This window comes from Rhodoplanes azumiensis, assembly GCF_042682915.1.
GTDB lineage: Bacteria > Pseudomonadota > Alphaproteobacteria > Rhizobiales > Xanthobacteraceae > Rhodoplanes > Rhodoplanes azumiensis.
Genome location: NZ_JBHUIW010000011.1, coordinates 17,224 through 42,735 on the forward strand (window position 1 = coordinate 17,224; position 25,512 = coordinate 42,735).

Sequence of the window (25,512 nt, forward strand, 5' to 3'; positions counted from 1 at the left end):
GGGGCGCGGCGAAGCCGCGAACCCGGAATCCAGCCCAGGATGCGGAATGTGTCGCTGGATTCCGGGTTCATGCGCCTTGCGGCGCATGCCCCGCAATGACCGGCACACTGGATCGGCAAAATGCGAAGGGCTGCCCGCGCGGGCAGCCCTTCCATTGTCGAAACCGGGTCCGGCGAGGACCGCGGACGCCGCTCACGCGGCGCGGACCTCGCGAGAGGCGAGGATCCAGGTCGCAGCCGGAGACCACGGCGAGAGACAATGAGACACTGGATCACCTCCTTTCGGTTGTTGACGACGACCGGCATGTGGGGTGCGCAGCAGCGGATCGGAAGAGGGGCGGCTGATACCGCTCCGCGGTGTGGCGCGAGCGCTCGGGAGAGGCCGTGTGGTGTGCTCGCGACAGCCCGTGGAGCGGCCGGCCTCACAGCTTGTCGACGAGCTCGCCGAGGCCCATCACGTGGGAGAGCTGGCGGATCTCGCGCTTCTGGTCCTCGCGCAGCGTGGCCATGAAGGGCGTGGCGGCGGTCTTCAGCCGCTCCAGGCTCGGGATGTCGAGCGCTGCCGGGGCGGTGCCGCGGCGGTCGGCGCTGCGCCGCCAGACGACGCCGCGCAACGCCGTCTCGACCGGTCCCCACAGCCGCTCCTGCTCGGCGGTCAGCTTCAGCCGCGTCTTGATCGCGGCGATCTGGGCGTCGTTGAGGAGCGCGTTGGACGGGCGGGCGCGACCGGGCTCCGGCGCCGCCGGGGCGGCGGGCAGTGGCGCATAGGCGGAGACCGGTCCGATCGGGGCGGCGCCGAGCCCGGCCGCGCCCGCGCCGAAGCGGTCGGCGAAGGCGGCGCCGGGCGCGTCGGCGAGCGCCAGCAGCTCCGGCACGAAGCGCAGCTTCACCGCCTCGGCGGCGGTCAGCTCGGGCTCCGGCGGTGCCGCCGGCGGCGGGGCAGGGGCGCGGCTGCTCATCCACACCGTCATCACCCCGGCGACCGCGACGGCGACGGCGAGAAAGCCGAGCGGGGCGGCGACGGTCGGCCACAGCGGGGGCGGAGGTCGCGGGGGCCGAGGGCGGGACGCGCCGAAGGCGGACGCGGCCGGTCGGGCTGCGCCCCGGCTGCTCCACGGCGGCGGGGCGGCTCGTCGCGCCGGCCGGCCGGAGGCGTCTCGAATGGTCGGACCGGCCATCGCGTCTCGATCGGCGTCTCGCATCGCAACCGGGGTCGGCCCGAACCGGACCCGGTCGCGGCATGGAGCCCCGGGCCGGGACAAATTTAGCAAAAACAGCCAGATCGCGCGACTCGGGAATATTTCTTCCGAATTCGGTCCTTAACGTGAAATTAGGTGATCGTGGCCAGTATCGGTAGACGTGACGTGCATTGGATATCGCCGCCGGCGGTTGCCCCCCGTCTCGCGCCGGCGGTCGCGCCCGTGAACCTTCCGCGATGCTTCGGCTCTCGTGCCGGGCTTCCTCGGTCTCCTCGCGCCGGAGATCGGCGGGGTGCGCGAAGGCTTCGTGCTGCCACCGCGCTTCCGTCCTGGAACCCAATGATCAGGCCGCCCCGCCGCATCGGCACCAAGCTCGCCCTCTCGGCCGCCGTCGGCGTGCTGCTGGTGCTGGGGATGATCGTCAACACCGGCCTCAACGGCCGCTCGACCCTGCAGATGTCCGCCGCCGCCGACGCTCGCCAGAAGGCGGCCCAGGAGGCCGGCCGCATCGGCCTGCATTTCGAGCGCATGCAGACCTACACGCGCGACGCGGAGCTCGCCCGCGACGAGGCCGCCGTCGACACGGCCCTGCACGCGCTCGAACGCTCCTCCGGCGACGGCTTCGCCCTGCTCGACCAGCTCGCCGAGCGCAGCAAGGACACGGGCGGCGACGAGACGCTCGACAAGATCCGCGAGCTCTACGCCGACTACCTGACCGGCGCGGCCGAGCTGGTCGAGAGCCAGCGCGCCCTGGTCGGCCTGTGGGCCGAGCGGCGCCGGCTCGGCACCGCCTGGGACGATGCCGTGCAGCGCATCGCCGCTCTGGTCGCCGCGCAGGCCGTCGACGCGCGTGCCTTCGAGGCGCGCCTGAGCATCGCCTCGGCGGCGGTCGGCGCGCTCCGCATCGCCTCGTTCGACTTCGACGAGCAGCGCACCGCCCCGGATGGCGAGCGCGTCGCCGCGCAGGCCCGCGAGGCGGTCGACCTCCTGGAGCGCGCCCGCCGGGCGAGCCCGGTCGCGGCGCTGACCGAGGCGACCGGCCCGCTCGCCGAGACGCTCGCCGGCCTGACCGACACCATGGCCCGGATCGTCGCGACCAGGGCAGAGCAGGACGCCCTCCTGAAGGAGCGGCTGGGGCCGATCGTCGCCCGCATCGACACGCTGCTGACCGGCGTCATCGACGCGGCGAACGCGGCCGCGGCGCAGGAGATGGAGGCGACGGCGCAGAGCATCTCGGAGGCGACGCTGATCAACACCGCGGCCGGCGCCTTCGTCGTGCTCGTGCTGATCGGCTCGGCCGTGTTCGGCGCCTTCGCGATCGGTCGGCCGATCCGCCGGGTCGGTGCCATCCTGCAGGCGCTCGCCGACGGCGACCGCTCGGTCACGATCCCCTACGTGACGCGGCGCGACGAGGTCGGCGACAATGCCCGCGCCGCACAGGCTTTCAAGGACAATCTCGACCGCATCGCCCGGATGGAAGTCGAGCAGCGCGCCGCCGACGAGCGCGCCGCCCTCGACCGCCAGAGCGCCGTGCATCGCATCGCCGATGCGTTCGAGACGGCGGTCGGGGCGATCGTCGAGACCGTGTCGCAGGCGGCGACCGAGCTCGAGGGGGCGTCCGGCAGCCTCACGCGCACGGCCGAGACCACCCAGCATCTGTCGACCGCCGTCGCGGCCGCCTCCGAGCAGGCCTCGGCCAATGTCGAGAACGTCGCCACCGCGACCACCGAGATGGCGGCGTCGGTCAACGAGATCAGCCGCCAGGTGCAGGACTCGACCCGCATCGCCGCCGCCGCGGTGCGCCAGGCCGAGACCACCGACGCGCGCATCGCCGCGCTCTCCGCCGCGGCGGCGCGCATCGGCGACGTGGTCGAGCTGATCCGCGAGGTCGCCGAGCAGACCAACCTGCTCGCGTTGAACGCCACCATCGAGGCGGCGCGGGCCGGCGAGGCCGGCAAGGGCTTCGCGGTCGTCGCCCAGGAGGTCAAGGCGCTCGCCACCCAGACCAGCAAGGCGACCGGCGAGATCGGATCCCAGATCTCCGCCATTCAGGCGGCGACGCACGACTCGGTCGTCGCCATCAAGGAGATCGGCGGCACCATCGCGCACATGTCGGAGATCGCCGCCGCGATCGCGGCCGCCGTCGAGGAGCAGCATGCGGCGACCGCCGAGGTGGCGCGCAACATCCAGCAGGCCTCCGTCGGCACGGCCGAGGTGGCCCGCACCATCGGCGAGGTGAGCCGCGGTGCCGGCGCCACCGAGGCGGCCTCCGAGCAGGTGCGCAACTCGGCGGCCGTGCTGGCCGCCGAGGGCAGCAAGCTCAAGGAGGAGGTTCGCCGCTTCCTGACGAACGTCCGCACCGGCCCGCTCGACCGCCGCGCGGGCGACGATCCGGGTCACGAGAGCCCGGAGCGCCGCGGCGAGCGGTGCGGCAGCCGAGTGGCGTGAGCCGGTCGCTCAGGTGCTGCCCGCTCGCGATTTGAGCGGGCGCGGGGCGACGTGCCGCGGATCCGGACCGAAATGGATCCGGTGCCGCGGACCCCTGGCATGGCGTTCTCGGTCGGACGCGCGTCCGGCCCGGCGGCGACGTTCCGGCAGATCGGCGCGGCGAGAGGGGGGTGAGGCGGCACGATTGATCCAGCCGCTTGACCGCTGCGACCGGGCGCCGCTAGCTCGTCGCGATCACAACCCGAGGGAGGCCGTCGTGGCCGAGCAGACCCGCGCCGTTCAGGACGGCGACATCATCGCGCCGGGCGCCCAGAGCACCGTCGCCGAGGGCACCGTCGTCGAGGGCACCGTCGTCGCGCATGCCCAGCTTCCGAACCTCGAGATCGAGGTGGTGCATGGCACCCTGCCGGACGGCAGCGGCGAGCGCCTGTCGATCAATCTCACGGCGTCGCCGTCGTTCGAGGCGTTCGGGCAGGCGCTGGAGGGGGCTAACCCGTTTGCCCTGTGGATGCAGGCCGTCCAGTCGACCTGGGCGCCGCTCCTCGCCATGACCCCGCTTCTCGCCGCGAATCCGTTCCTGTCGGCGACCCCGCTCTCGGCGACCCCGCTCGCGGCGGCGAACTCGCTTCTCGCGGCCAACCCGTTCTTCGGGGCCGGCGGCATCGCGGCGCTCGGCGGCATGCCGATCTGCGGCTTTCCCGGGCGTCGGGGCGTGAAGGGGCCGGGCGCGACGAGCTGAGCGGGCAGGGTCGCGCCGTGCGCGAGCCGGCACGCCGTTGCGCGCTGGCGCGCGGCTGCCTTGCCTTGGCCGAAAAGCCGGCACACAAGCCGCCGTCCGGCCTTGCCGGGCGCCGGCCGTGGCCCGCTCGGGCCCGGCACCCCGACACCGCCGAACGACCCGAACGAGCCCGCCATGAGCGCCCAGACCGACGCGATCGCTTCCCCGGAGGCCGAGATGGCCACGGCGACCTCCACGCGGCGCTGGCCGCCGGCGGCGATCGCGGCGCTGACGATCGCCGCCGCCTCGACCGCGGTCGTGCTCGGCGCTCAGGTGTTCCAGCACGTCGTCGGCATCCCGCCCTGTCCGCTGTGCCTGGAGCAACGCGTCCCGCACTACGCCGCCGTCCCGGTCGCGCTGATCGTGGCGATGGCGGCGCGACGCCGGGCGCCGCGTGGCCTCCTCGCCGCCGGCTTCGTGCTGCTCGCGCTGGCCATGCTGACGGCGGCCGGGATCGGCGGCTATCACGCCGGCGTCGAATGGGGCTTCTGGCCGGGCCCGTCCGACTGCTCGGGCGAGATCAAGGCGTTCGGCAATGCCGGCAGCCTTCTGCAGCAGATGCAGACGACCTCGGTGATCCGCTGCGACGTGGTGCTGTTCCGCTTCCTCGGCCTGTCGCTCGCCGGCTGGAACATGGTCATCTCGACGGCGCTGGCCGGGCTCGCGGCCTGGGGATTGTCCCGCACCCTGCACCGGCCGGCCTGAGCGGCTCACGCGACATCGCTCGCGTCCGGCGCGCCCCGAACCGACCAGCGTTCCGAAATCGTCGACGGATCAGCCGCGCGGGGCGTCGTCGCGGCCGCGACCGCGACCGCGCAGCAGGGTGCGGCGCCAGCGCTGGCGCAGCGCGACGCGGCAACGCTCGCCGTCCTCGGCCGTGAACTGGGCGGCGCGGTCGAGCCCGCGCAGCGCCTCGACGATCTCCTCGACCGGCACCGGGCGCACCGGGCCGGCGCCCTCGGGCGCCTCGGCGGCGTCGGACGCCCAGGCGATCAGGATCGCCCGCTTCTCGGCGAGGCTCAGATCCGGATCCTCGACCACGGCCGTCGGATGCACGAAGGCATGCGCCGGGTGCAGCATGGCGTCGAAAGCGAAATCGGAGGCGGCGCGGCGCAGCGGCGCCGAAGGGATGGTTCGCATCGCGCGGTCTCCCAGAACCTCGTCCGGATCGGTGGCGTCCGGTTGACACTGCTCGCGCGCCCCCGCGAGGGGCACGGATCTGTGCGACATGACTTGTGAAGGCGGGGCTCTGCACGCGAGCCCGATCGACACAGCGATTTAGAATCCTTCGCGTCAGAGTCAATCCTTATTGTAGGTCATGCCGACCTTATCGGCGGTAAAAGATAGTTGCACTCGGTTTGCGCTGGCGTATACTTTGCAATGCAAAGCCCGGGGAGGGGCCATGGCCGAGCTCGAGACCGATCTGGAGAAGGCGCTCGCCGACATCGACGCCATCAAGGCGCAGCTCGCCCGCGGCAGCGAGTTCCGCGGCTGGGGGCCGGCGACCGTCGCACTCACCGGGCTGATGGCGGGCGCTGCCGCGGCTGCCCAGGCGGCCTTCATGCCCGACCCGGTCGACGTCACCAACTGGCTGGCCATCTGGGTGCTCACCGCCGTGCTCGGCATCGCACTCGTCGTCGCCGAGGCGACGACGCGGTCGCGCCGGCTCCATTCCCATCTCGCCGACGAAATGATCCACGCCGCCGCCATGCAGTTCGTCCCGGCCGCGGCGGTCGGCGCGCTCCTGCCGGTGGTCGTTCTCAACGTCGCGCCGGACGCCGTGTGGATGCTGCCCGGCCTGTGGCAGATCGTCTTCGGGCTCGGCATCTTCGCGGCCAGCCGGGCGCTGCCGCAGGCGATGGCGGTGGCCGGCGCCTGGTACCTGGCCTGCGGCCTGGTGGTGCTCGCCGTGTCGGCCGCCGATCGCGGGCTGTCGCCGTGGGCGATGGGGCTGCCCTTCGGCATCGGGCAGCTCCTGTTCGCCGCCATCCTGCATCGTGCGCTCGGAGGTCGTCATGGCGGGTTCTGAACCGACCCGGCGCGGGCCTTCGGCCGGTCGCTTCGCCTACGAGGGGCTCGATCGGGTGATGCACGAGAAGGCCCGACTCGGCGTCCTCACCTCGCTGATCGCGCATCCGCGCGGCCTCGCCTTCGCCGACCTCAAGCGCCTGTGCGGGCTGACCGACGGCAACCTGTCGCGGCATCTCCAGGTGCTGGCCGAGGCCGGGCTCGTCGAGATCCTGAAAGGCTACGATCACAACCGCCCGCAGACCGTCTGCCGCATCACCGAGGATGGTCGCCGCCGCTTCGTCGAGTATCTCGGCGTGCTCGAGCAGGTGGTGCGCGACGCCGCCGCGGCCGCCGGACGCCCGGCCGCCTCCGCGCGCAGCGGCTTCGCCGACGATCCCGCCCCGGCCTGACGGCCGGCCCCGACCCCCACCCGCTTCCACCACCCGCCGCACCTCTCCTTGCGATCCGAACGCCCCACCGAGAGCCCCATGCCCAAAAACTTTGCGATGCAGAGCGACGCTCCGAGCAATCCGCCGCGCCACGTCGCCATCGTCATGGACGGCAACGGCCGCTGGGCGACGTCCCGCGGCCTGCCGCGGCCGGCCGGCCACCAGGCCGGTGTCGAGACGGTGCGGCGGGTCGTCGAGGCGGCGCCGCGCCTCGGCATCGAGACGCTGACCCTCTACGCCTTCTCGTCCGACAACTGGCGCCGCCCGACCGCCGAGGTGGCCGCCCTGATGGCGCTGCTGCGCCGCTTCGTGCGCGCCGAGACGGGCCGGCTCGCGCAGGCCGGCGCCCGCGTCACCATGCTGGGCCGGCGCGACCGGCTGCCGGCCGGGCTCGCGGCCGAGATCGCCGCCGCCGAGCAGGCGACCGCGTCGGGGACGAAGCTGCATCTGCGGGTCGCCCTCGACTACTCGGCCCGCGACGCCATTCTCGATGCGGCACGCCGCGCCGCCGCGCTGCCCCAGCTCACCCGCGAGGCGTTCTCCCGTCTCCTGTCCGGCGGCGACCACGCCGCCGAGCCGGTGCCCGACGTCGACCTCCTGATCCGCACCGGCGGCGAGCAGCGGCTCTCCGACTTCCTGCTGTGGGAATGCGCCTATGCCGAGCTCCTGTTCGTGCCCTGCCTGTGGCCGGACTTCTCGGCCGGGGGCCTCGCCGACGCGGTCGCCTGGTACGCGGCCCGCGAGCGCCGCTTCGGCGGCGTCGGCGCGGCGTCGGCGGCGTCGCCGGCGCCGGCCGTGGCGGCGGTGCCCAGCGCCGCCTGAGCGCGCCCGCGCGGCCGCCGCGCGTCGTCCGGAGCGGTTGCAGCCGGACCGCCGGCGCGCGATCCTGTGACCGGCGGCTGCGTCGGCCGCGGGGGGACGGCATGCAACACCCGGTCCTGTTCGAGATGGTCGTCTTCGGCGGCGCCGTCGTCGCGACCCTGGTCTGGCATCTCGGCGTCGGCCGTCAGCAGGACGCCAGGCGCCTCGCCGCCCTGAAGGCGGCTCGCCTCGCCGCCGCCGGCCCGGCACCCGACGCGCCCGCGGCGCCGGCCGCGGCTGCGCCGGCGGCCCTCTCGGCGCCTGCCGTTGTCGCGCCTTCCGGCGTGGCGGCTGCGGTCGCGGCGCCTGCGGCGCCTGCGGTCGTGGTCGCCACGACATCGCCCCCGACAACGACCGACCCAGAAACACAACGCGGCGATGACCTGCATCGCCCACGGAGGAACGACATGGCCCTGAAGAACATTCTCGTCCATCTCGACAGCGGGCCGCGCACCGCCGAGCGGTTGGCGCTCGCGGTGCGCATCGCCGCGCGCAACCAGGCGCGGCTGACCGGCGTGTTCGGCCAGCTCGCCGAGGCGCATCGCGTCGGCGTCGTCGCCGAATGGCCGCCCGCCGCCTATGCGGCGGCGGCCGCCGAAAGCCGCGAGGCCTTCTCCAAGACGGCCGGCAGCCTCGCCGACGCCGAGTGGGTCGACCTCAACCGCGGCGGCGAGGACGAGATCATGCATCGCCTCGGCCAGCTCGCCTGCTATTCCGACCTCACCGTGCTGGGCCAGCACGAGGACGCGGCGCGCCGCCTCGCCCCGGCCGAGCTCGCCACCCATGTCTGCTCGGCGAGCGGACGGCCCGTGCTGGTGGTGCCCTATGCGGGCCGTTTCCCCGATGTCGGGCGGCGGCCGATGTTCGCCTGGAGCGAGACGGCGGGCGCCGCCCGGGCGCTCGCCGACGGTCTCGCCCTGACCAGCCCGGACGCCGAGGCGTTGCTCCTCTACGCCTACGAGCGCAATCTGCGCAGCGAGTTCGCCGAGCGCGCCGTGGCGCTGCTGAAGAGCCACGGCGTCACGGCGCAGTTCGAGCCGTTCGCGCTGGAGGACGAGACCATGATGGACGTGCTCCTCAACTTCGCCTCCGACCACGGCGCCGACCTGATGACGCTCGGCCTCACCGGCAGCGTCGGCCTGTCGCTGTTCGACCGCGGCCGGCCGAAGCCGACGCTGCGCGAGCTCACCGTCCCGGTGCTGTGCGCGTGCTGATGCTCCGGCGCCGCGATGACGCGTGACGACGAGGGCGTCGGCGACCCGGGTGCGAGCACGGCGAGCGGGGCCGACCGCTCGCTGCACCAGCGCATCCGCGCCGATCTCGAGGAGCGCATCCTCTCCGGCGCCTGGAGCCCGGGTCACCGCATCCCGTTCGAGCACGAGCTGATGGCGCAGTACGGCTGCGCCCGGATGACCGTCAACAAGGTGCTGTCCGGTCTGGTCGAGGCCGGCCTGATCGAGCGGCGGCGCCGCGCCGGCAGCTTCGTGCGCCGGCCGGTCGGCCAGTCGGCCGTGCTGCGCATTCCCGACGTCAAGGCCGAGGTACTGTCGCGCGGCGAGGCGTACCGGTACGAGCTGATCACGTGCGCGCGGCGCAAGGCGACCCGCGAGGATCGCGCCCGCATCGCGGTTCCGGCCGGCGCGCCCGTGCTGGCGCTGCTGTGCCGCCACGTCGCCGACGGGCGGCCCTATGCGCTGGAGGATCGGCTGATCGCGCTCGACGCCGTGCCCGAGGCGGCCACGGCCGACTTCTCGGCCGAGCTGCCGGGGACGTGGCTGCTCGCCCATGTGCCGTGGCACGAGGCCGAGCACGAGATCACGGCGGCGCCGGCCGACGCGCGGACCGCGGCGCGGCTCGACGTGCCGGTCGGCACCGCATGCCTCGTCATCGCGCGGCGCACCTGGCGGGGCGGCGCCCCGATCACGGCGGTGCGCATCTGGTATCCGGGCGACCGCCAGACCTTGGTCGCCCGCTTCACCCCGGCGACCGCCGCGGGGCGGTGAGATCGGCTTTGCCGTGGTCGTCGGGTGGGCAAAGCGAAGCGTGCCCACCGCGATCTGATCACGATATCTGATTCCGAGTCCGGCGTGGGCACACCGCGCCTTCGGCGCGGCTTTACCCGCCCTACGACTACGAACTGATCACGTCAATCCAGCGCCGGCAGCGCGACGGGCTGGACCGTCGCGGCGAGCGCGCCGGTGCGGACCAGGTCGGCGGCCGCGACCATGTCGGGGTGCAGATGGCGATCGTCGTCGAGTGCCGGCACTCTTTCACGCAACACCGAGCGCACCGCCTCCAGCGGCCGGCTCGATCGCAGCGGATCGTGAAAGTCGCAGGCCTGCGCGGCGGCCAGAAGCTCGATCGCGATCACGGCGACGGCGTTCTCGACCATGCCGAGGAGCCGCCGTGCGCCGTGCGCCGCCATCGAGACGTGATCCTCCTGGTTGGCCGAGGTCGGGATCGAGTCGACGCTCGCCGGAGTGGCGCGCTGCTTGTTCTCGGAGACCAGCGCGGCCGCCGTCACCTGCGGAATCATGAAGCCGGAGTTGAGGCCGGGCTTGGGCGTGAGGAAGGCCGGCAGGCCGGACAGCGCCGGATCGACCAGCATGGCGATGCGGCGCTCGGAGAGCGAGCCGATCTCGCAGACGGCGAGCGCGATCTGGTCGGCCGCGAAGGCGACCGGCTCGGCGTGGAAGTTGCCGCCGGAGAGCGCCTCGCCCGTGTCGGCGAAGATCAGCGGATTGTCGGAGACGCCGTTGGCCTCGGTGCCGAGCGTCGCAGCGGCCTGGCGCAGCAGGTCGAGCACGGCGCCCATCACCTGCGGCTGGCAGCGCAGGCAGTACGGATCCTGCACGCGCGGGTCGTCGCGCAAGTGCGAGGCCCGGATGGCACTGCCCTCCATCAGGGCGCGCAACGCCGCCGCCGTCTCGATCTGGCCGCGGTGGCCGCGCAGCGCGTGGATGCGCGGATCGAACGGCGTATCGGAGCCGCGCGCCGCGTCGGTCGCGAGCGCGCCGGTCACCAGCGCCGAATGGAACAGCCGCTCCGCCTCGAACAGCCCGGCGAGCGCCTGCGCGGTGGAGAACTGGGTGCCGTTGAGGAGTGCCAGGCCCTCCTTGGCCGCGAGCGTCAGCGGCGCGAGCCCGGCCCGTGCCAGCGCGTCCGCGGCCGGCACGCGGGTGCCGTGAACAAGGATCTCGCCGACCCCGATCATCGCCGCCGTCATGTGGGCGAGCGGCGCGAGATCGCCCGAGGCGCCGACCGAGCCCTGTGCCGGCACCACCGGGATCAGATCCTGCGCCACCATGGCGGCGAGGAAGTCGATCGTCTCGAGGCGCACGCCCGAGGCGCCCTGCGCCAGGCTCGCGAGCTTCAAGACCATCATCAGCCGGGCGACCGGCGGCGCCATCGCGTCGCCGACACCGGCGGCGTGGCTGAGCACGATGTTGCGCTGGAGCGTCTCGAGATCGGCGTCGCCAATGCGGACGCTGGCGAGCTTTCCGAAGCCGGTGTTGATGCCGTAGACGGGCTCGCCCTTGGCGAGAATGCGCGCGACCGCGGCGGCGCCTGCGGCGATCGCCGGCCGCGTCGCCGGATCGAGCGCGACCGGCGCGCCGCGACAGATCGCGCGCCACTCCGCCAACGTCACGCTACCGGGCCTGATCAGGATGGTCATGGGTTTCTACCGATTGGTCCGATCAGCTTCGGTCCAGAACGATCGATGTCGGCGCGTGGCGCTGCCCCTCGCCCCCGGCGCGCCGCGCGCGTCGGGGGAGGGCTCTTTCACGCTGCGTCAAATGTATAGACATATTGTCCGGCTCGGCAAGCCGGAGCCGTTCGGCACGGGGTCGCGTCGCCTGCACAGAAACGCGGCAACCTGCATTATGTCTATACATTTGACACCACTTCGCCCTTCTGTTCAAATCCGCCGGAATTTTCAACGCGGGGAGATCCCATGCGGTTTTTCAAGCTATCCGCGATCGCGTGTGTCGCGGCTTTCGGCGTCGTGACGGCGGCGCAGGCGCAGGCGCCGCTCACCAAGGTGGGCCTCGGCATCTCGGGGTGGACCGGCTTCGCGCCGCTCACCCTCGCCGCCAAGGCCGGCATCTTCGAGAAGAACGGCCTCGACGTCACGCTGAAGAAGATTCCGCAGAAGGACCGGCACCTCGCCATCGCGGCCGGCGACATCCAGTGCGCGGCGACGACGGTCGAGACCTGGATCGTGTGGAACGCCGCCGGCATCGCCACCAAGCAGATCTTCCAGCTCGACAAGTCGTATGGCGCCGACGGCATGGTGGTGCGCAACGACATCAAGACGATCCCCGACCTCAAGGGCAAGACGGTCGCCGCCTCGGCGCCCGGCACGGCGCCCTACTTCACGCTCGCCTGGTTCCTCAAGAAGAACGGCCTGACCCTCAAGGACGTGACCATCGTCAACATGGAGCCGGGTCCGGCCGCGCAGGCGTTCCTGGCCGGCCAGAACGACGCCGCCATGACCTACGAGCCCTATCTCAGCGCGGTGCGCGAGAAGCCGGAGGCCGGCAAGATCATCGCGACGACGCTCGACTACCCGATGATCCTCGACACGGTCGGCTGCACGCCGAAGTTCCTGGCCGACAATCCCAAGGCCGCCAAGGCGCTCGCCGACAGCTACTTCCAGGCGCTCGACATGATCGCCAAGGAGAAGGACAAGGCCTACGAGATCATGGGCGCCGACGTGAAGCAGTCGGGCGAGCAGTTCGGCAAGTCGGCCGCCTATCTGCGCTGGCAGGACAAGGCGGCGAACCAAAAGTTCATGGCCGACGAGATCTTCAGGTTCTCCGAGGAGGCCGCCGCCATCCTGCTCGAGGCCGGCATCATCAAGCAGAAGCCCGACATCAAGGCGATCGTCGACGACAGCTTCGTGAAGTGATTTCTTCGCCCGCGCGACGTCGGCCGGGCAACACGCTCTCCGCCCTCGCCCTGAGGTGCCCGGCGAAGCCGGGCCTCGAGGGGCGAGGGCGGCCCTGTTTCGGGGGGCTCGTGGTTCGCGACCGCACCGCGCGGTGCGCTACTGACCACGAGGGCCGCCGGTGTCGTCGAAACGACAGTCCGGGTTGCGTTTCACCCGGTTGACTCCGCCGCGCTCCCGCGTCTTCTACCCGGACCCCCTCCGCGTCTTTTTTCCGGCCCGGCCGACCCGAACGAGACCCGCCATGAAACCGCTCGAGCCGGTCGGCAACACGGCCAAGATCGTCCTCGGCATCCTGTTCTTCGTGCTCCTGTTCGCCGCCTGGTCGTTCGCGACCTTCGGGGGCTACGTCTCGAAGACCTTTCTCGCCGACCCGCTGACCATGCTGCACGACGGCTGGACGCTGTTCGTGCGCTACGATTTCCTGCACGACATAGGCATGACGGTGTGGCGCGTCGTCGGCGGCTTCGTGCTCGCCACCCTGGTCGCGGTGCCGCTCGGCATCGCCATGGGCGCCTACAAGCCGATCGAGGCGTTCTTCGAGCCGTTCGTCTCCTTCGCCCGCTACCTGCCGGCCTCCGCCTTCATCCCGCTCTTGATCCTGTGGGCCGGCACCGGCGAGCTGCAGAAGCTGCTCGTCATCTTCATCGGCTCGGTGTTCCAGATCGTCCTGATGGTCGCCGTGTCGATCGGCGCGACGCGGCGCGATCTGGTCGAGGCGGCCTACACGCTCGGCGCCGGCGACCGCGGCATCGTCGCCCGCGTGATGCTGCCGGCCAACGCGCCCGAGATCGCCGAAATCCTGCGCCTCGTGCTGGGCTGGGCCTGGACCTACGTGATCGTCGCCGAGCTGATCGGCGCGTCGTCGGGCATCGGCCACATGATCGTCGACAGCCAGGCGTTGCTCGCCACCGGCCAGATCATCTTCGGCATCATCGTCATCGGCGTCATCGGGCTGGTCTCGGACTTCCTGTTCAAGGCCGCGAACCACCGCCTGTTCCCGTGGAAGTTCGCATGACCCAGCTTCTCGTCGAGGGCGTCTCGCGCCAGTTTCCCGGCCGCCGCGGCGCCGGTCCGACGCGCGCGCTCGAGCCGACCACCATCGCGGTCGAGAAGAACGACTTCATCACGGTGCTCGGCCCGTCCGGCTGCGGGAAGTCGACGCTCTTGCGTATCGTCGCCGGTCTCGACCGGCCGACCACCGGGCGCGTGATGCTCGACGGCCGCGAGGTGAAAGGACCGGGCGCCGACCGCGGCATGGTGTTCCAGTCATACACGCTGTTCCCCTGGCTCACCGTCGCCGAGAACATCGCGTTCGGATTGTCGGAGCGCGGCATGCCGGAGAAGCAACGCGCCGAGATCGTCGCCGACTACGTCCAGAAGGTCGGGCTGAAGGGCTTCGAGCATCACTGGCCGAAACAGCTCTCGGGCGGCATGCAGCAGCGCACCGCGATCGCCCGCGCGCTCGCCAACGATCCCGAGATCCTGCTGCTCGACGAGCCGTTCGGCGCCCTCGACACCCAGACCCGCGGGCTGATGCAGGAGATGCTGCTCGCCATCTGGGAGCGCGAGAAGAAGACCGTGATGTTCGTCACCCACGACATCGAGGAGGCGATCTTCCTCGCCTCGCGCGTGATCGTGATGACGGCGCGGCCGGGCCGCATCAAGACCGAGATCGCGGTCGATCTGCCGCATCCGCGCGACTATCACATGAAGACCACGGCGGCGTTCTCCGAGCTGAAGGCGCGCCTCACCGAGGAGATCCGCGCCGAGGCGGTGCTGGCCGCGACGGAGCATTGAGGGGCGCTTCGAGTTGCTCCGTCACCCTGAGGTGCCGGGCGAAGCCGGGCCTCGAAGGGCGACGGTCCGTGCCGTGCCCTCACTCAGCTCGGCGCCGCATCCGTCGAGGCTCGCCTTCGGCGAGCACATCAGGATGACGGGGAGGGGCGGGGATCCCGGAAGCATAGTTGCCGGCGAGCGATTGCGGACCGGTAGAAAGATCGACCATGACCATCGTCAACATCGACGACATGCGCGAGGCCGCGCAGCGGCGCCTGCCGAAGATCTTCTTCGACTACATCGACGGCGGCAGCTTCTCGGAGACGACGCTGCGCGAGAACCGGCGTGGCTACGACGCGTGGGCCATCGAACAGCGTGTCCTGGCGAGCGCCCGCATTCCCGATCTCGCGACTGAATTTCTCGGCGCGCGTCATGCGCTGCCCTTCATGCTGGCGCCGGTCGGCTTCCTCGGGCTTTATCGCGGCGGCGGCGAGATCCTCGCCGCGCGGGCCGCGCGGGCGGCGCAGATCCCGTTCTGCCTGTCGACCTTCTCGGTCGCCTCGATCGAGCGGCTCGCACGCGAGGCGGGCGGTGATCTCCACTTCCAGCTCTACATGCTGGACGACCGCGGCCTCGGCGACGAACTCCTGGCCGCCGCGACGGCGGCCGGCGTGACGACGCTGTTTCTCACCGTCGACTGCACCGTCACGGCGATCCGCGAGCGCGACGTGCGCAACAAGTTCCGCTCGGCGCGCCGCCCGACGCCGGCGATGCTGCTCTCGATGCTCGCGAAGCCGGCGTGGTTTCTCGATCTTCTGCGGCACGGCCTCCCCGCTGTCGAGGCTTTGGAAAAGCACCCCGAGTTCGGCAAGGGCGCGCTGGAGCAGGCCGTGAATCTGTCGCGCCGCATCGACCGCACGGTGAGCTGGGCCGAGGTGGACCGGCTGCGGGCGCGCTGGCCCGGCAGGCTCGTGATCAAGGGCGTGCTGTCGGCGGCCGATGCGTGCAAGGCGCGCGACGCCGGGGCGAACGCGGTCGTCGTCTCCAACCACGGCGGCCGGCAGCTCGACGGCGTCGCCGCGACGATCTCGGTGCTGCCCGAGATCGTCGCGGCAGTCGGGCCGGATTTCGAGGTGCTGCTCGACGGCGGCATCCGGCGCGGCACCGACATCGTCAAGGCTCTGGCGCTCGGCGCCTCGGGCGTGCTGCTCGGCCGCGCCTACGCCTTCGCGCTCGCCGCCGACGGCGAGGCGGGCGTGACGCGGGCGATCGAGATTCTCTCCACCGAGCTGTCCATCACGCTCGCCTTGATGGGCCTCGGCGCGATCGACGAGCTGAAGGCGGCAAGATCGAGCGTCCTGCGAAGGATGGACTCCCGCGCAGACCGGAGCTGAGCCCGCCCAGTCTGCCGCACCGTCGCGAGCGCGGGTGTTTCGCTTTCCGGGGATCAGCTCGGCGAAAGGCTCATGACTCCGAAGGCCCGGACCTCGCACGGCTCCGGCGCGGCCGGCGACCGTCGACCGGCCGCGCACGGCGGCCGGCGCGACGCGGCCAGCGATGTTCTCGACGACCTCGAATGTTGTTCGCGAGCTGACGGGGTGGTCGGCAGCACGGCTCGTCTTGTGATCATCTGATCAGGATGCCGGTCCTGTACGGTGACGCCCGGAGGCGTCATCTTCGTTCGACTGCCCGTCCGGCTCGGCTCTTCCATGTCGCTGCACTGCAAACGCGAGCTTGCATGCAAAGCAGGCGCGACGGTGCGCCGCTGGCACCGTCGCCGATTGCGCATATGATGAGGCGTTTCTTCGAAATGCAGCTTGCCTGGCCTGCTCGCGGCGGACCGTCCGGTCGTCGGCCGCATCACGTCCATGACGCCCGTCGGCCCGCACCGGACGCTCGTCCGGTCCCGACCCAGGGAGGACCGCAATGACCTTCATGAAACGTTTTCACGTCGTCCTCGGCACCGCCGCCGCGCTGGCGGCCGTCGCCCTCGCGGCCGCGCCGGAGTCGGCCCGCGCCGAGTTCCCCGACAAGAACCTGACCCTCGTCGTGCCCTACGGCGCCGGCGGCGGCACCGACATCGGCGCGCGCCTGCTCTCCAAGGATCTCGAGCCGCTGGTGAAGCAGCCGGTGATCGTCCAGAACATCACCGGCGGCGGCGGCTGGACCGGCTGGGGCACGCTCGCCTCGGCGAAGCCGGACGGCTACACGCTCGGCCTGCTCAACGCCCCGAGCTTCTACATGGGCTATCTCGATCCCAAGCTCGGCCGCAAGGAGCGGCTGGAGAGCTTCACGCCGCTGATCAATCACGTGATCGACTACGTCGTGATCACGGTCGTGCCCGGAAGCCCATACAAGACCGTGAAGGATCTGGTCGAGGCGGCCAAGGAAAAGCCCGGCACCATCAGCATCACGGCGCACGGCGTCGGCGGCGACGAGCATCTCGCCATCATGCAGCTCGAGCGCATGACCGGAGCGAAGTTCAAGGTCATCCACAACAAGGCGACGCCCGAATCGAAATCGCAGGTGCTGGGCAATCACGTCCAGGTTCTGGCCTGCAATCTGAGCGAGATCGTCACCGAGGTGAAGGACAACCAGCTCAGGGTGCTCGGCGTGATGTCGCCGACGAGGTCGCGCTTCCTGCCGACCAGCCCGACCTTCAAGGAGCAGGGCTACGACATCGAGGCCTCGGTGTCGCGCGGCATCGCCGGTCCGGCCGGTCTTCCGAAGGACGTCGAGGAGAAGCTCGTCGCCTGGCTCGACAAGGTCGTCACCTCGAAGGAGCACCAGGAGAAGGCCGACAGCCTGTTCCTCGAGCTGCGCTCCATCAAGGGCGACGCCTACCGGAAGTTCCTCAAGGACAACGAGCAGACCGTGAAGGATCTGATGGGCTGGTAGCCCGTCGGCGGCGGCGGCGGGAGGCGCGTCCTTCCGCCGCCGACCGTTCGTCTCGATCGCTCCTCGCCGCGCTTTCCCTCGCGCACCCCCTTCGCATCGGATCGGAGCCTGCCGTGCTCTGGGTCAACCGCATCGTCGGCGTCGCGCTGATCGGATCCTGTGCCGTCCTCTGGCGCATCTCGGACGACTATCCCGAGATGGCGCGCCTGTTTCCGCGGGTGATGCTCGTGATCGTCTGCGTCCTCTCGGCCCTGATGGTCGGGCGCAGCCTGCTTCCGGCGGCGGCAGCCGGCGGGGCCGGCGAGGGCGGGACGACCCCCGCCGTGATGATCCGGCCGATCCTGGCCTTCCTGGCGACGGCGCTCGCGCTCGCGGCGGCGACCTATGTCGGCTTCTTCCTGGGGATGATCCTGCTCGCGGCCGTGCTGGTCCCGATCCTCGGCGTCCGCGCGCTCGGCTGGTACGTCTTCGCCACCGTCGTCCTGCTGGTGGTGGTCTACGGGGTCTTCGTCGTCGTGCTCGCCGTGCCGCTCACGCTGCGGCCGCCGGTCTTGTGAGGCCGTCATGGACATGCTCCTGACCGTCGTCGCCGACGCCTTCACGCCCGCCCATCTCGCCGTCATGCTGGCCGGCGTGGTGACCGGCCTGATCATCGGCGCCATGCCGGGGCTCAGCTCCAATCTCGGCATCGCATTGGTGCTGCCGCTCACCTTCGGGATGGACCCGGTCTCGGCCCTGATCATGCTGGTGAGCCTCTACACGGCGGCGATCTACGGCGGCTCCTTCTCGGCGATCCTGCTGCACACGCCCGGCACCTCGGCCTCGGCGGCGACCGCCATCGACGGCTTCGCGTTGACCCGCAAGGGCGAGTTCAACAAGGCGATCCGCATCTCCACCTTCGCCTCGGTGTTCGGCGGCCTGTTGAGCGGGGCAGCGCTCATCGCCATCGCGCCGCCGCTGTCGCTCCTGTCGCTCAAGTTCGGTCCCGCCGAGTATTTCTGGCTCGCCGTGTTCGGCATCTCGGTGATCGGCACGCTCGCCAGCGGAAACATGATCAAGGGGCTCTTGTCCGGCGCGGTCGGCGTCGCCATCAGCACGGTCGGCCTCGATCTCGATTCGGGCTATCCGCGGTTCGCCTTCGGCATCTACGACCTGCAGGGCGGGATCGGCTTCGTGCCGGCCGTCATCGGGCTGTTCTCGCTGTCGCAGGCGCTGCTGATGTGCGAGCGGCCGCACAACACCATCCAGGAGGCCGAGCAGACGGCCGGCGGCGAGTGGCGGCTCTTGCCGACCTGGGCCGAGTTCAGATTCATCCAGCCGACGCTGTGGCGCTCGTCCGTCATCGGCGTCGTCATCGGCATCCTGCCGGGTGCCGGCGGCGACATCGGCTCGTGGACGGCCTACAACGAGGCGAAGCGGTTCGCCAAGAACGATCCGGACTTCGGCAAGGGCTCGATCCGCGGCGTCGCCGCCTCGGAGAGCGCCAACAACGCGACCACGGGCGGCGCCATCATCCCGCTGCTCACGCTCGGCATCCCGGGCAGTCCGTCGGCCGCCATCCTGCTCGGCGCCTTGGTGCTGCACGGCATGCAGCCCGGCCGCACCCTGTTCACCGAGCACGCTCACTTCACCTACACGGTCTGCGTCGGCTTCCTGATCGCCAACGTCGTGATGGGCTTCGTCGGCATGGCGATGTGCCGCTACATGGGCGTGGTGGCACGGCTCCCCAACACGATCCTGATCATCTCGGTGATCGTCCTGTCGATCGTCGGGTCGTACTCGCTCGGCAACAACGTCTACGACGTCTACACCATGCTGGCGTTCGGCATCCTCGGCTACCTGATGCGCAAGACCGGCTTCTCGGCCGCCCCCATGGTGCTCGGCATGATCCTCGGGCCGCTCGCCGAGCAGGGCTTCCGCCAGGCCGTGCAGCTCGCCGACGGCCCGGTGCTGCTGCACATGCTGGCGAACCCGATCTCCTGGGTTCTGGTGTCGCTGATCGTGCTGTCGATCGGCAGCGCCGCCTGGCTGGAGCTGACCCGCTCCAAGCTCACCGGCGTGATGGCGGAGAAGTAGCCGGCGGGAAGGTCGATCGTCGCGAACGGCAAGCGCGGCGGCCGGTCCTGGTTCCGCGGGACCGGCCGTGGTCGTTGCGAGAGGCGCCCCGGCGGGCACCGTCGCACGCCGCCGCCGGGCCTCACGGATCGAGCTCGGTGTCCCAGTAGAGATAGTCGAGCCAACTGTCGTGCAGGTAGTTGGGCGGGAACAGGCGGCCGTTGCGGTGCAGGTGGTTGACGCTCGGCTGGAAGGGGAGCTGGCCCGGCTTCATCCCGGCCTCGTGCGGGGTCTTGCTGCCCTTGCGCAGGTTGCAGGTCGCGCAGGCCGTGACGACGTTGTCCCAGGTTGTCTGGCCGCCGCGCGAGCGCGGGATCACGTGGTCGAAGGTGAGGTCGTCGTGGCTGCCGCAGTACTGGCAGGAGAATCGGTCGCGCAGGAAGACGTTGAACCGCGTGAATGCGGGGTTGGTGGTCGGCTTCACGAAGGTCTTCAGCGAGACGACGCTGGGGATGCGCAGCTCCAGGGAGGGGCTGTGCACGGCCTTGTCGTAATGTGCGACGATGTTCACCCGGTCCAGGAACACCGCCTTGATCGCGTCCTGCCACGACCACAGCGACAGGGGATAGTAGCTCAGCGGACGGAAGTCGGCGTTGAGCACGAGAACCGGCCATCCGCTCGGCGACGTGTGAGCGTTCAACGCCCCTCCACCTCGTTTCGGGGCGCCGCAGCGCGGTACCGCTGCAGCGCAGCAAACCAGCACCCCGTATCTTATAGGCAGCCGTGACAAGCTTGTGAAGCCGTGCGGAAGCGCCTGTGAAATCGGCGTCGGCGCGCGGTCGCCCTGGCACCGCGCGCGCGGCCTACCGACGACGAATCGCCGGGCCCGGCCCGGCCGACGGCGGAACCTCGGTCAGCGTCCAGCGAAGCGGCGCGCCAAGAAGCCGCCGGCGAGCGAGAGTCCGTCCTCGTCGATGCCGTGGCCGATCCCGTAGGAGATGTGCCACTCGACCGGAATCCCGAGCTTTCCCAGCCCGTTCGCCGCGTCGAGCAAGGCCTGGACCGGGATCAGGTCGTCGTCTGAGCCGTGCGCGAGGAGAACGGGCGGCCGAGCCGTGATCGCGCCCGCGACCGCCTCGGCCGCTTCGGCGCCGGCGTCGTTCGGCAGGACGAGGATGCCGGAGAAGCCGACGATGGCGGCGGGCGCGACGGCGCGCCGCAGGCCGACATGGAGCGCCATCATGGTGCCCTGGCTGAAGCCGACCAGGGCGAGGGCCGAGCCCGGCAGGCCGTGGCGAGCGAGCTCCTGGTCGAGGAACTGGTCGAGGACCGGGGCGGCGGCCTGCACGCCGCGCCAGCGCTCGCCCGGCGACCGGAAGGTCAACGGGAACCACTCGCGGCCGACCGGCGCCTGTCCGCAGGGGCGTGGGGCGTGCGGCGACACGAAGGCGGCGTCGGGCAGGATCGCCTGCCACATCCGGCCGATGTCGATGAGGTCGTTGCCGTCGGCCCCGTAGCCGTGGAGGAAGACGACGAGCTGGCGCGCCGGTTTTTGCGAGCGCGGCGCCAGGCGCGGGCCGTCGATCGTTGCCACGGTCATGCTCCTCGTTCCGCCGGGACGGGCGGGGCCGGCAGCACGGGATCGCGCTGCTTGATGGTGCGATAATACGTCCACAGCAGGAAAGCCGCCACTCCGCGCCACGGTCGCCACGGCTCGGCGAGCGGCCCCATCTGCTTGGTCGTCGGGCGGGCGTCGAGCACGAAGGCGATCCGCAGCGCCTCCTGCAGGGCGAGGTCGCCGGCCGGCCAGGCGTCGGCGTGGCCGAGGCAGAACAGGAGGTAGCTGTCGGCCGTCCACGGCCCGATGCCGTGCACGGCGACCAGCGCCGCATGCGCCGCGTCGGCCGGCAGCGCGGCGACCGCGTCGAGGTCGAGGGCACCGTCCCGCAGCGCCCGGGCGATCTCCTTGAGGGCCTTGATCTTCGGCGCCGACAGGCCGATCCGGGCCAGCGTCGTGTCGCGGCTGCGCAGCACCGCCTTCGGCTCGAACGGGTCGATGGCGGCGAACAGCCGCGCTCCGATGGCGGCGGCGCTGGCGGTCGAGAGCTGCTGGCCCAGCACGGTCGCGGCGAGGCCGGGAAAGCCGCCGGGCCGACGCCGCAGCGGCGGCCGCCCACCCGCCGCCAGCACGGCGGCGAGCCGCGGATCGGCGGCGACGAGATGCGCGAGCCCGGCGTCGATGTCGGCCTCGGTGTCGAGGCGCAGGAGGGCAGGAGAGGCGGGCGGGGCGGGGGCCATGGCCGAGACATAGGCCGGGCGGGGCCGGGCCGCCAACCGATTTGCCACCGCGATTCGATCCGTGTCCCGGACGGGTGCAGGGCGCGAGCGATGCATCCCGAGCCGGAACCCAGGGGCGACATGACGACGCGTCCGGCCCGCACCGCCGACAGGTGCCGCCGCTGGGCCCCGGCTCTGCGGTGTGTCAGGCCTGCGGCCTGGCGCACCTTGTCCGGGGCACGCGACCGGGACACGCGACCCGGGCACGAGGCGTGGGTACGAGGCGTGTGTACGAGGCGTGTGTACGAGGCGTGGGTCCGGGTCCGGGCATGCGGTCGAGGTGCCAAGCGCCACGACATCGCCTATAACGCTGGGTCTATGACCGTGCCGGCCGCACGCGCCGTGCCCCGAGACGAGCGCCGATGGATTCGCTGGACAAGTACGTCTTCAGGACCGGGTTCAACATGTTCCTGCTGGTCCTGTTCAGCCTGACCGGGGTGATCTGGGTCACCCAGATCCTGCGCCAGATCGACCTGATCACGGGCCAGGGTCAGACGGTGCTGACCTTCATCGGCATCACCAGCATGATCATCCCGACCCTGATGCTGATCCTGGCGCCGATCGCCATGCTGATCGCGGTCGTCTACACGCTGACCAAGCTCAACGGCGATTCCGAGCTCGTGGTGATGAGCGCCGCCGGGGTGTCGCCGGGACGTCTGTTCCGACCCTTCGCCATGCTGGCCGCCGTGGTGTCGCTGCTGGTCGCCTTCATCGCGGTCTTCCTGTCGCCGTTCCTGCAGCGCGAGATGAACGACCGCCTCGCCAAGGTGCGGGCCGACGTGGTCGCCAACATCGTGCGGCCCGGGACGTTCACGTCGATCGAGCGCGGCCTCACCTTCCACATCCGCGAGAAGAAGACCGACAGCCAGTTCGGCGGCATCCTGATCGACGACTTCCGCGACTCCAAGGAGCGCGCCACCATCCTGGCCGAGCAGGGCAACATCGTGCAGACCGGACGCGGCACCTATCTGGTGATGACCGACGGCTGGGTGCAGCGCCGCCGCGCCTCCGACCGCGACCCGACCATGGTCAAGTTCGAGCGCTACGCCTTCGACCTGTCGCCCTACACGGTGGCGAACCGGGTCTCCTACGGCCTGCGGGAGCGCTATCTGTGGGAGCTTCTGTTCCCCGATCCCGACGACAAGCTGCTCAAGACCTCGCCCAACCAGTTCCGGGTCGAGCTCAACGACCGGCTCGTGGCGCCGCTCTATCCGATCGCCTTCGTGGTGCTCGCCTACATGCTGATGTGCACGCCACGCTCGACCCGCCAGGGCCGCGTCGGCTCGACCGCCGTGGTGATCGTCGGCGTGTTCGCGCTGCGAATCCTCGGCTTCGCCTGCATGGCGGTCGGCCAGAGCACGCCGGTCGCCCTCTATCTGCTGTATCCGGTGCTGCTCGGCGCCATCGGGCTCGGCCTGTTCGCCATCTACACGGGCCGCGGGCTCGAGCGCGACGTCACGCTCGATCTCGCCCTGCTGCGCAGTCGACTGCTCGCGCGGCTGCCCCGTCCGGCCTGGCGGTGAGCCTCGACGTCGCCAATCGCGCCGGCGGCGGCCAGGCGCTCGTCGCGGCGGAGCGTGCCCGACCGCGCGTCGCGCTCGCCGTGGTCAAGCTGTTTCCCGGCGGCGGCCTGCAGCGCGACTGTCTCGCCATCGCGCGCGCCGTGCGGGAGCGCGGCGCCGCCGTCACGATCCTGACGGCGGAGCGGGCCGCCGGCGGCTTCGCCGACGACCTCGCGGTCGAGATCTTGCCCGTCACGGGGCGGACCAATCACGGTGTCCAGGCGGCCTTCGCGGCGGCAGTCGCCGCGGCTTCGCCGAACTTCGACGCCATGGTCGGCTTCAACAAGATGCCGGGGCTCGACCTCCTCTACTGCGCCGACCCGTCGATCGCGGCCCGGATCCACCGCCTGTCTTGGCGCGCGCTGCTGCCGCGTTATCGCACGTTCCGCCGGCTGGAGGCCGGCGCCTTCGCGCCCGGTATGCCGACCCGGCTCCTCCTGCTCGCCCGCCCGCAGGCGGCGGCCTACCGGGCCGCCTGGGGCACCGAGCCCGACCGCATCACGGTGCTGCCGCCGACCGCCGCGCGCGATCGTCGCCAGCCGCGCCTGCGCCACGACGGCACCCGGGAGCGGCTGCGCGCCGCGCTCGGCCTCGGCGACGAGATCGCGTGGCTCGCCGTCGCCGTGCAGCCGGCCACCAAGGGGCTCGACCGCACCGTCGCGGCGCTCGCGGGCCGCCCGGGGGCGCGCCTGCTGGTCGCCGGGCTCGCCGCCGGCGACAAGGCGGCGCGCAGCACCCTCAAGCTCGCGAAACAGCACGGCGTCGCCGAGCGGATTCGCTGGCTCGGCCATCGCGAGGACGTGCCGGCCGTGATGGCGGCGGCCGACCTGCTGGTCCATCCGGCCAGGCTCGACATCACCGGCACCGTGATCCTGGAAGCGGTGATCAACGGCCTGCCCGTGATCACCTCCGGGATCTGCGGCTATGCCGAGCATGTCGCCCTCGCCGAGGCGGGCCTCGTGCTGCCCGAGCCGTTCGCCGAGGCCGACCTCGCCGCGGCGCTGGCGACGGCGGCGGATCCCGCCCGCCGGGCGGCCTGGTCGGCGAACGGCGCCGCCTATGGCGAGACCCCCGAACTCTACACCGGCCGCGAGGCGGCGGCCGAGGCGATCCTGGCGGTCGCCGCCGAACGCGCGGCGCTCAGGCGCGGCCGCTGAGTGCACCGACGGCGAGCGCGACCGCCCGGGCCGGGTGCAGCCGCACCATGTGCCACAGCAGCGCGGGCCGCCCGAGGTCGCCGGAGCCGGGCCGTTTCATCAGCGTCAGCAAGGCCTTCTGGGCGAGCTTGCGCTCCCGGTGCGACAGCGGCGTCGGTGGCGCCAGCAGCGGGCCGAGGCCGATCGGCCCGGCCGGCAGGCGGGCCGACGAATCGGCCAGCGCCAGCACCCGGTAGAGCCGGACATCCTCGGCGAAGGGGCCGTGCTCGGCGTCCGGGTCGAACAGGTCGGGCGGGCCGGCGAGCGCATCGGCCGGATCCGGCAGGCCGGCGCGGCGGGCCGCGGCGGCGCGGCACGCCAGCCGGACCGAGAAGCACTGCCGGACCTCCTTGCGGCTGGTCACGTTGCCGCCGTGCCAGCGGTAGCGGATCAGCGGTTCCGGCAGGTTGGCGACCTCGGCGACCTCGGCGATCCGCAGCCACAGGTCGTGGTCCTCGGCCGCCTCGAACGCGGCCCTGTAACCGCCGAGCCGGCGGACCAGGTCGGTGCGCAGCATCAGCGAGGAGTGAATGAACGGGTTGGTCCGCTCGAGGATCGCGGCGAGCCTGTGCGGATCGGTCTCCGGCGTCAGGCGGCCGATCGGCCGCCCCTCGGCGTCGATCGTCTCGGCCCATGCGCCGAGCAGCCCGAGGCGAGGCCGCGCCGTCATCGCGGAGAGTTGACGGGACAGCCGGTTCGGCATCGCGACGTCGTCGGCGTCGAGCCGGGCCAGGTAGTCGCCCCGCGCCGCGTCGATGCCCGTGTTCAGGGCCGCGACGAGGCCGCGTCCGCCGGTCGCGAACAGCCGCAGGCGCGGGTCGCGCGCCGCCGCGGCGGCGAGAATCGCCGGCGTGTCGTCGGTCGAGCCGTCGTCGACGGCGAGCAGTTCGAGGTCGGTCATGTCCTGCCCGAGCACGCTGTCGAGCGCCTCGCGCAGGAACGGTCCGCCGTCGCGAACCGGCAGGACCACCGAAACCGTCACCGCACCCG

At 71.6% G+C, this 25,512-nt stretch carries 25 protein-coding genes; 18 read left to right on the forward strand and 7 right to left on the reverse strand.

The window, feature by feature from the left end; all coding sequences use genetic code 11:
* Nucleotides 1-421: 421 nt before the first annotated feature.
* Nucleotides 422-958 carry a hypothetical protein gene (locus ACFSOX_RS11075; RefSeq protein WP_378477872.1) on the reverse strand — a complete coding sequence of 179 codons (537 nt, stop codon included), beginning with the start codon at nt 956-958 and terminating at the stop codon, nt 422-424.
* 579 nt (nt 959-1,537) lie between these two features.
* On the opposite strand from ACFSOX_RS11075, the gene ACFSOX_RS11080 reads away from it, so the two are divergent.
* From ACFSOX_RS11080 to ACFSOX_RS11090, 3 genes are all read left to right on the forward strand, one after another.
* Nucleotides 1,538-3,646 carry a methyl-accepting chemotaxis protein gene (locus ACFSOX_RS11080; RefSeq protein WP_378477873.1) on the forward strand — a complete coding sequence of 703 codons (2,109 nt, stop codon included), beginning with the start codon at nt 1,538-1,540 and terminating at the stop codon, nt 3,644-3,646.
* Between the two features lie 256 nt (nt 3,647-3,902).
* The gene (locus ACFSOX_RS11085; protein ID WP_378477874.1) at nt 3,903-4,385 is read left to right on the forward strand and encodes a hypothetical protein; all 483 of its coding nucleotides are present in this window, start codon (nt 3,903-3,905) and stop codon (nt 4,383-4,385) included.
* A gap of 216 nt (nt 4,386-4,601) precedes the next feature.
* Entirely contained in the window at nt 4,602-5,129 is a 528-nt protein-coding gene (locus ACFSOX_RS11090; RefSeq protein ID WP_378477996.1) for a disulfide bond formation protein B, read from the forward strand.
* A 69-nt stretch (nt 5,130-5,198) separates the two neighbouring features.
* Here ACFSOX_RS11090 and ACFSOX_RS11095 read toward each other — a convergent pair whose 3' ends face one another.
* The gene (locus ACFSOX_RS11095) at nt 5,199-5,564 is read right to left on the reverse strand and encodes a hypothetical protein (protein WP_378477875.1); all 366 of its coding nucleotides are present in this window, start codon (nt 5,562-5,564) and stop codon (nt 5,199-5,201) included.
* A gap of 262 nt (nt 5,565-5,826) precedes the next feature.
* Between ACFSOX_RS11095 and ACFSOX_RS11100 the strand changes: the two genes are divergently transcribed.
* The 5 genes from ACFSOX_RS11100 to hutC all read left to right on the forward strand — a co-directional run bounded on the left by ACFSOX_RS11100 (nt 5,827) and on the right by hutC (nt 9,747).
* Nucleotides 5,827-6,453, forward strand: a complete 627-nt coding sequence (locus ACFSOX_RS11100; RefSeq protein WP_378477876.1) for a hypothetical protein — start codon at nt 5,827-5,829, stop codon at nt 6,451-6,453.
* Nucleotides 6,440-6,844, forward strand: a complete 405-nt coding sequence (locus tag ACFSOX_RS11105; protein ID WP_378477877.1) for a transcriptional regulator — start codon at nt 6,440-6,442, stop codon at nt 6,842-6,844. The genes ACFSOX_RS11100 and ACFSOX_RS11105 overlap by 14 nt, the downstream gene beginning before the upstream one ends.
* Nucleotides 6,845-6,940: 96 nt before the next feature.
* Nucleotides 6,941-7,705, forward strand: coding sequence for a di-trans,poly-cis-decaprenylcistransferase (locus ACFSOX_RS11110; RefSeq protein ID WP_378477997.1), 765 nt, complete (start codon nt 6,941-6,943; stop codon nt 7,703-7,705).
* A gap of 101 nt (nt 7,706-7,806) precedes the next feature.
* The gene (locus ACFSOX_RS11115) at nt 7,807-8,958 is read left to right on the forward strand and encodes a hypothetical protein (RefSeq protein WP_378477878.1); all 1,152 of its coding nucleotides are present in this window, start codon (nt 7,807-7,809) and stop codon (nt 8,956-8,958) included.
* Between the two features lie 15 nt (nt 8,959-8,973).
* Nucleotides 8,974-9,747: a histidine utilization repressor gene (gene hutC, locus ACFSOX_RS11120; RefSeq protein ID WP_378477879.1), complete on the forward strand. Its 774-nt coding sequence runs from the start codon at nt 8,974-8,976 to the stop codon at nt 9,745-9,747.
* A 143-nt stretch (nt 9,748-9,890) separates the two neighbouring features.
* Here hutC and hutH read toward each other — a convergent pair whose 3' ends face one another.
* Nucleotides 9,891-11,420 (reverse strand): histidine ammonia-lyase, encoded by a 1,530-nt coding sequence (hutH, locus tag ACFSOX_RS11125; RefSeq protein WP_378477880.1) that lies wholly within the window; start codon nt 11,418-11,420, stop codon nt 9,891-9,893.
* Between the two features lie 279 nt (nt 11,421-11,699).
* Here hutH and ACFSOX_RS11130 point away from each other — a divergent pair, with 279 nt between their 5' ends.
* The 8 genes from ACFSOX_RS11130 (at nt 11,700) to ACFSOX_RS11165 (ending at nt 19,448) form a co-directional block, all read left to right on the forward strand.
* A complete protein-coding gene (locus ACFSOX_RS11130) occupies nt 11,700-12,656 on the forward strand; it encodes an ABC transporter substrate-binding protein (RefSeq protein WP_378477881.1) in 957 nt (318 codons plus the stop codon).
* 283 nt (nt 12,657-12,939) lie between these two features.
* Nucleotides 12,940-13,713, forward strand: a complete 774-nt coding sequence (locus tag ACFSOX_RS11135; RefSeq protein WP_378477882.1) for an ABC transporter permease — start codon at nt 12,940-12,942, stop codon at nt 13,711-13,713.
* Nucleotides 13,710-14,495 (forward strand): ABC transporter ATP-binding protein, encoded by a 786-nt coding sequence (locus tag ACFSOX_RS11140; protein WP_378477883.1) that lies wholly within the window; start codon nt 13,710-13,712, stop codon nt 14,493-14,495. The genes ACFSOX_RS11135 and ACFSOX_RS11140 overlap by 4 nt, the downstream gene beginning before the upstream one ends.
* Before the next feature lie 206 nt (nt 14,496-14,701).
* Nucleotides 14,702-15,868 (forward strand): alpha-hydroxy acid oxidase, encoded by a 1,167-nt coding sequence (locus ACFSOX_RS11145; RefSeq protein ID WP_378477884.1) that lies wholly within the window; start codon nt 14,702-14,704, stop codon nt 15,866-15,868.
* A 72-nt stretch (nt 15,869-15,940) separates the two neighbouring features.
* Nucleotides 15,941-16,108: a hypothetical protein gene (locus ACFSOX_RS11150; protein WP_378477885.1), complete on the forward strand. Its 168-nt coding sequence runs from the start codon at nt 15,941-15,943 to the stop codon at nt 16,106-16,108.
* 292 nt (nt 16,109-16,400) lie between these two features.
* Nucleotides 16,401-17,372 (forward strand): Bug family tripartite tricarboxylate transporter substrate binding protein, encoded by a 972-nt coding sequence (locus ACFSOX_RS11155; RefSeq protein ID WP_378477886.1) that lies wholly within the window; start codon nt 16,401-16,403, stop codon nt 17,370-17,372.
* A gap of 113 nt (nt 17,373-17,485) precedes the next feature.
* Complete coding sequence (locus ACFSOX_RS11160) at nt 17,486-17,929, forward strand: tripartite tricarboxylate transporter TctB family protein (RefSeq protein WP_378477887.1); 444 nt, start codon at nt 17,486-17,488, stop codon at nt 17,927-17,929.
* A gap of 7 nt (nt 17,930-17,936) precedes the next feature.
* Nucleotides 17,937-19,448, forward strand: a complete 1,512-nt coding sequence (locus ACFSOX_RS11165) for a tripartite tricarboxylate transporter permease (protein ID WP_378477888.1) — start codon at nt 17,937-17,939, stop codon at nt 19,446-19,448.
* A 121-nt stretch (nt 19,449-19,569) separates the two neighbouring features.
* Here the strand turns inward: ACFSOX_RS11165 and ACFSOX_RS11170 are convergent, their stop codons facing one another.
* From ACFSOX_RS11170 to ACFSOX_RS11180, 3 genes are all read right to left on the reverse strand, one after another.
* A complete protein-coding gene (locus ACFSOX_RS11170) occupies nt 19,570-20,127 on the reverse strand; it encodes an HNH endonuclease (RefSeq protein ID WP_378477889.1) in 558 nt (185 codons plus the stop codon).
* 213 nt (nt 20,128-20,340) lie between these two features.
* Nucleotides 20,341-21,027 (reverse strand): alpha/beta hydrolase, encoded by a 687-nt coding sequence (locus tag ACFSOX_RS11175; protein ID WP_378477890.1) that lies wholly within the window; start codon nt 21,025-21,027, stop codon nt 20,341-20,343.
* Nucleotides 21,024-21,725 carry a DNA-3-methyladenine glycosylase family protein gene (locus tag ACFSOX_RS11180; protein WP_378477891.1) on the reverse strand — a complete coding sequence of 234 codons (702 nt, stop codon included), beginning with the start codon at nt 21,723-21,725 and terminating at the stop codon, nt 21,024-21,026. The genes ACFSOX_RS11175 and ACFSOX_RS11180 overlap by 4 nt, the downstream gene beginning before the upstream one ends.
* 401 nt (nt 21,726-22,126) lie before the next feature.
* On the opposite strand from ACFSOX_RS11180, the gene lptF reads away from it, so the two are divergent.
* Both lptF and ACFSOX_RS11190 read left to right on the forward strand, forming a co-directional pair.
* Nucleotides 22,127-23,287 (forward strand): LPS export ABC transporter permease LptF, encoded by a 1,161-nt coding sequence (lptF, locus tag ACFSOX_RS11185; RefSeq protein WP_378477892.1) that lies wholly within the window; start codon nt 22,127-22,129, stop codon nt 23,285-23,287.
* Nucleotides 23,284-24,483, forward strand: coding sequence for a glycosyltransferase family 4 protein (locus ACFSOX_RS11190; protein WP_378477893.1), 1,200 nt, complete (start codon nt 23,284-23,286; stop codon nt 24,481-24,483). The genes lptF and ACFSOX_RS11190 overlap by 4 nt, the downstream gene beginning before the upstream one ends.
* Here the strand turns inward: ACFSOX_RS11190 and ACFSOX_RS11195 are convergent.
* Nucleotides 24,467-25,492 (reverse strand): glycosyltransferase, encoded by a 1,026-nt coding sequence (locus tag ACFSOX_RS11195; protein ID WP_378477894.1) that lies wholly within the window; start codon nt 25,490-25,492, stop codon nt 24,467-24,469. The two genes, ACFSOX_RS11190 and ACFSOX_RS11195, sit on opposite strands and share 17 nt — an antisense overlap.
* Between the last annotated feature and the right edge of the window lie 20 nt (nt 25,493-25,512).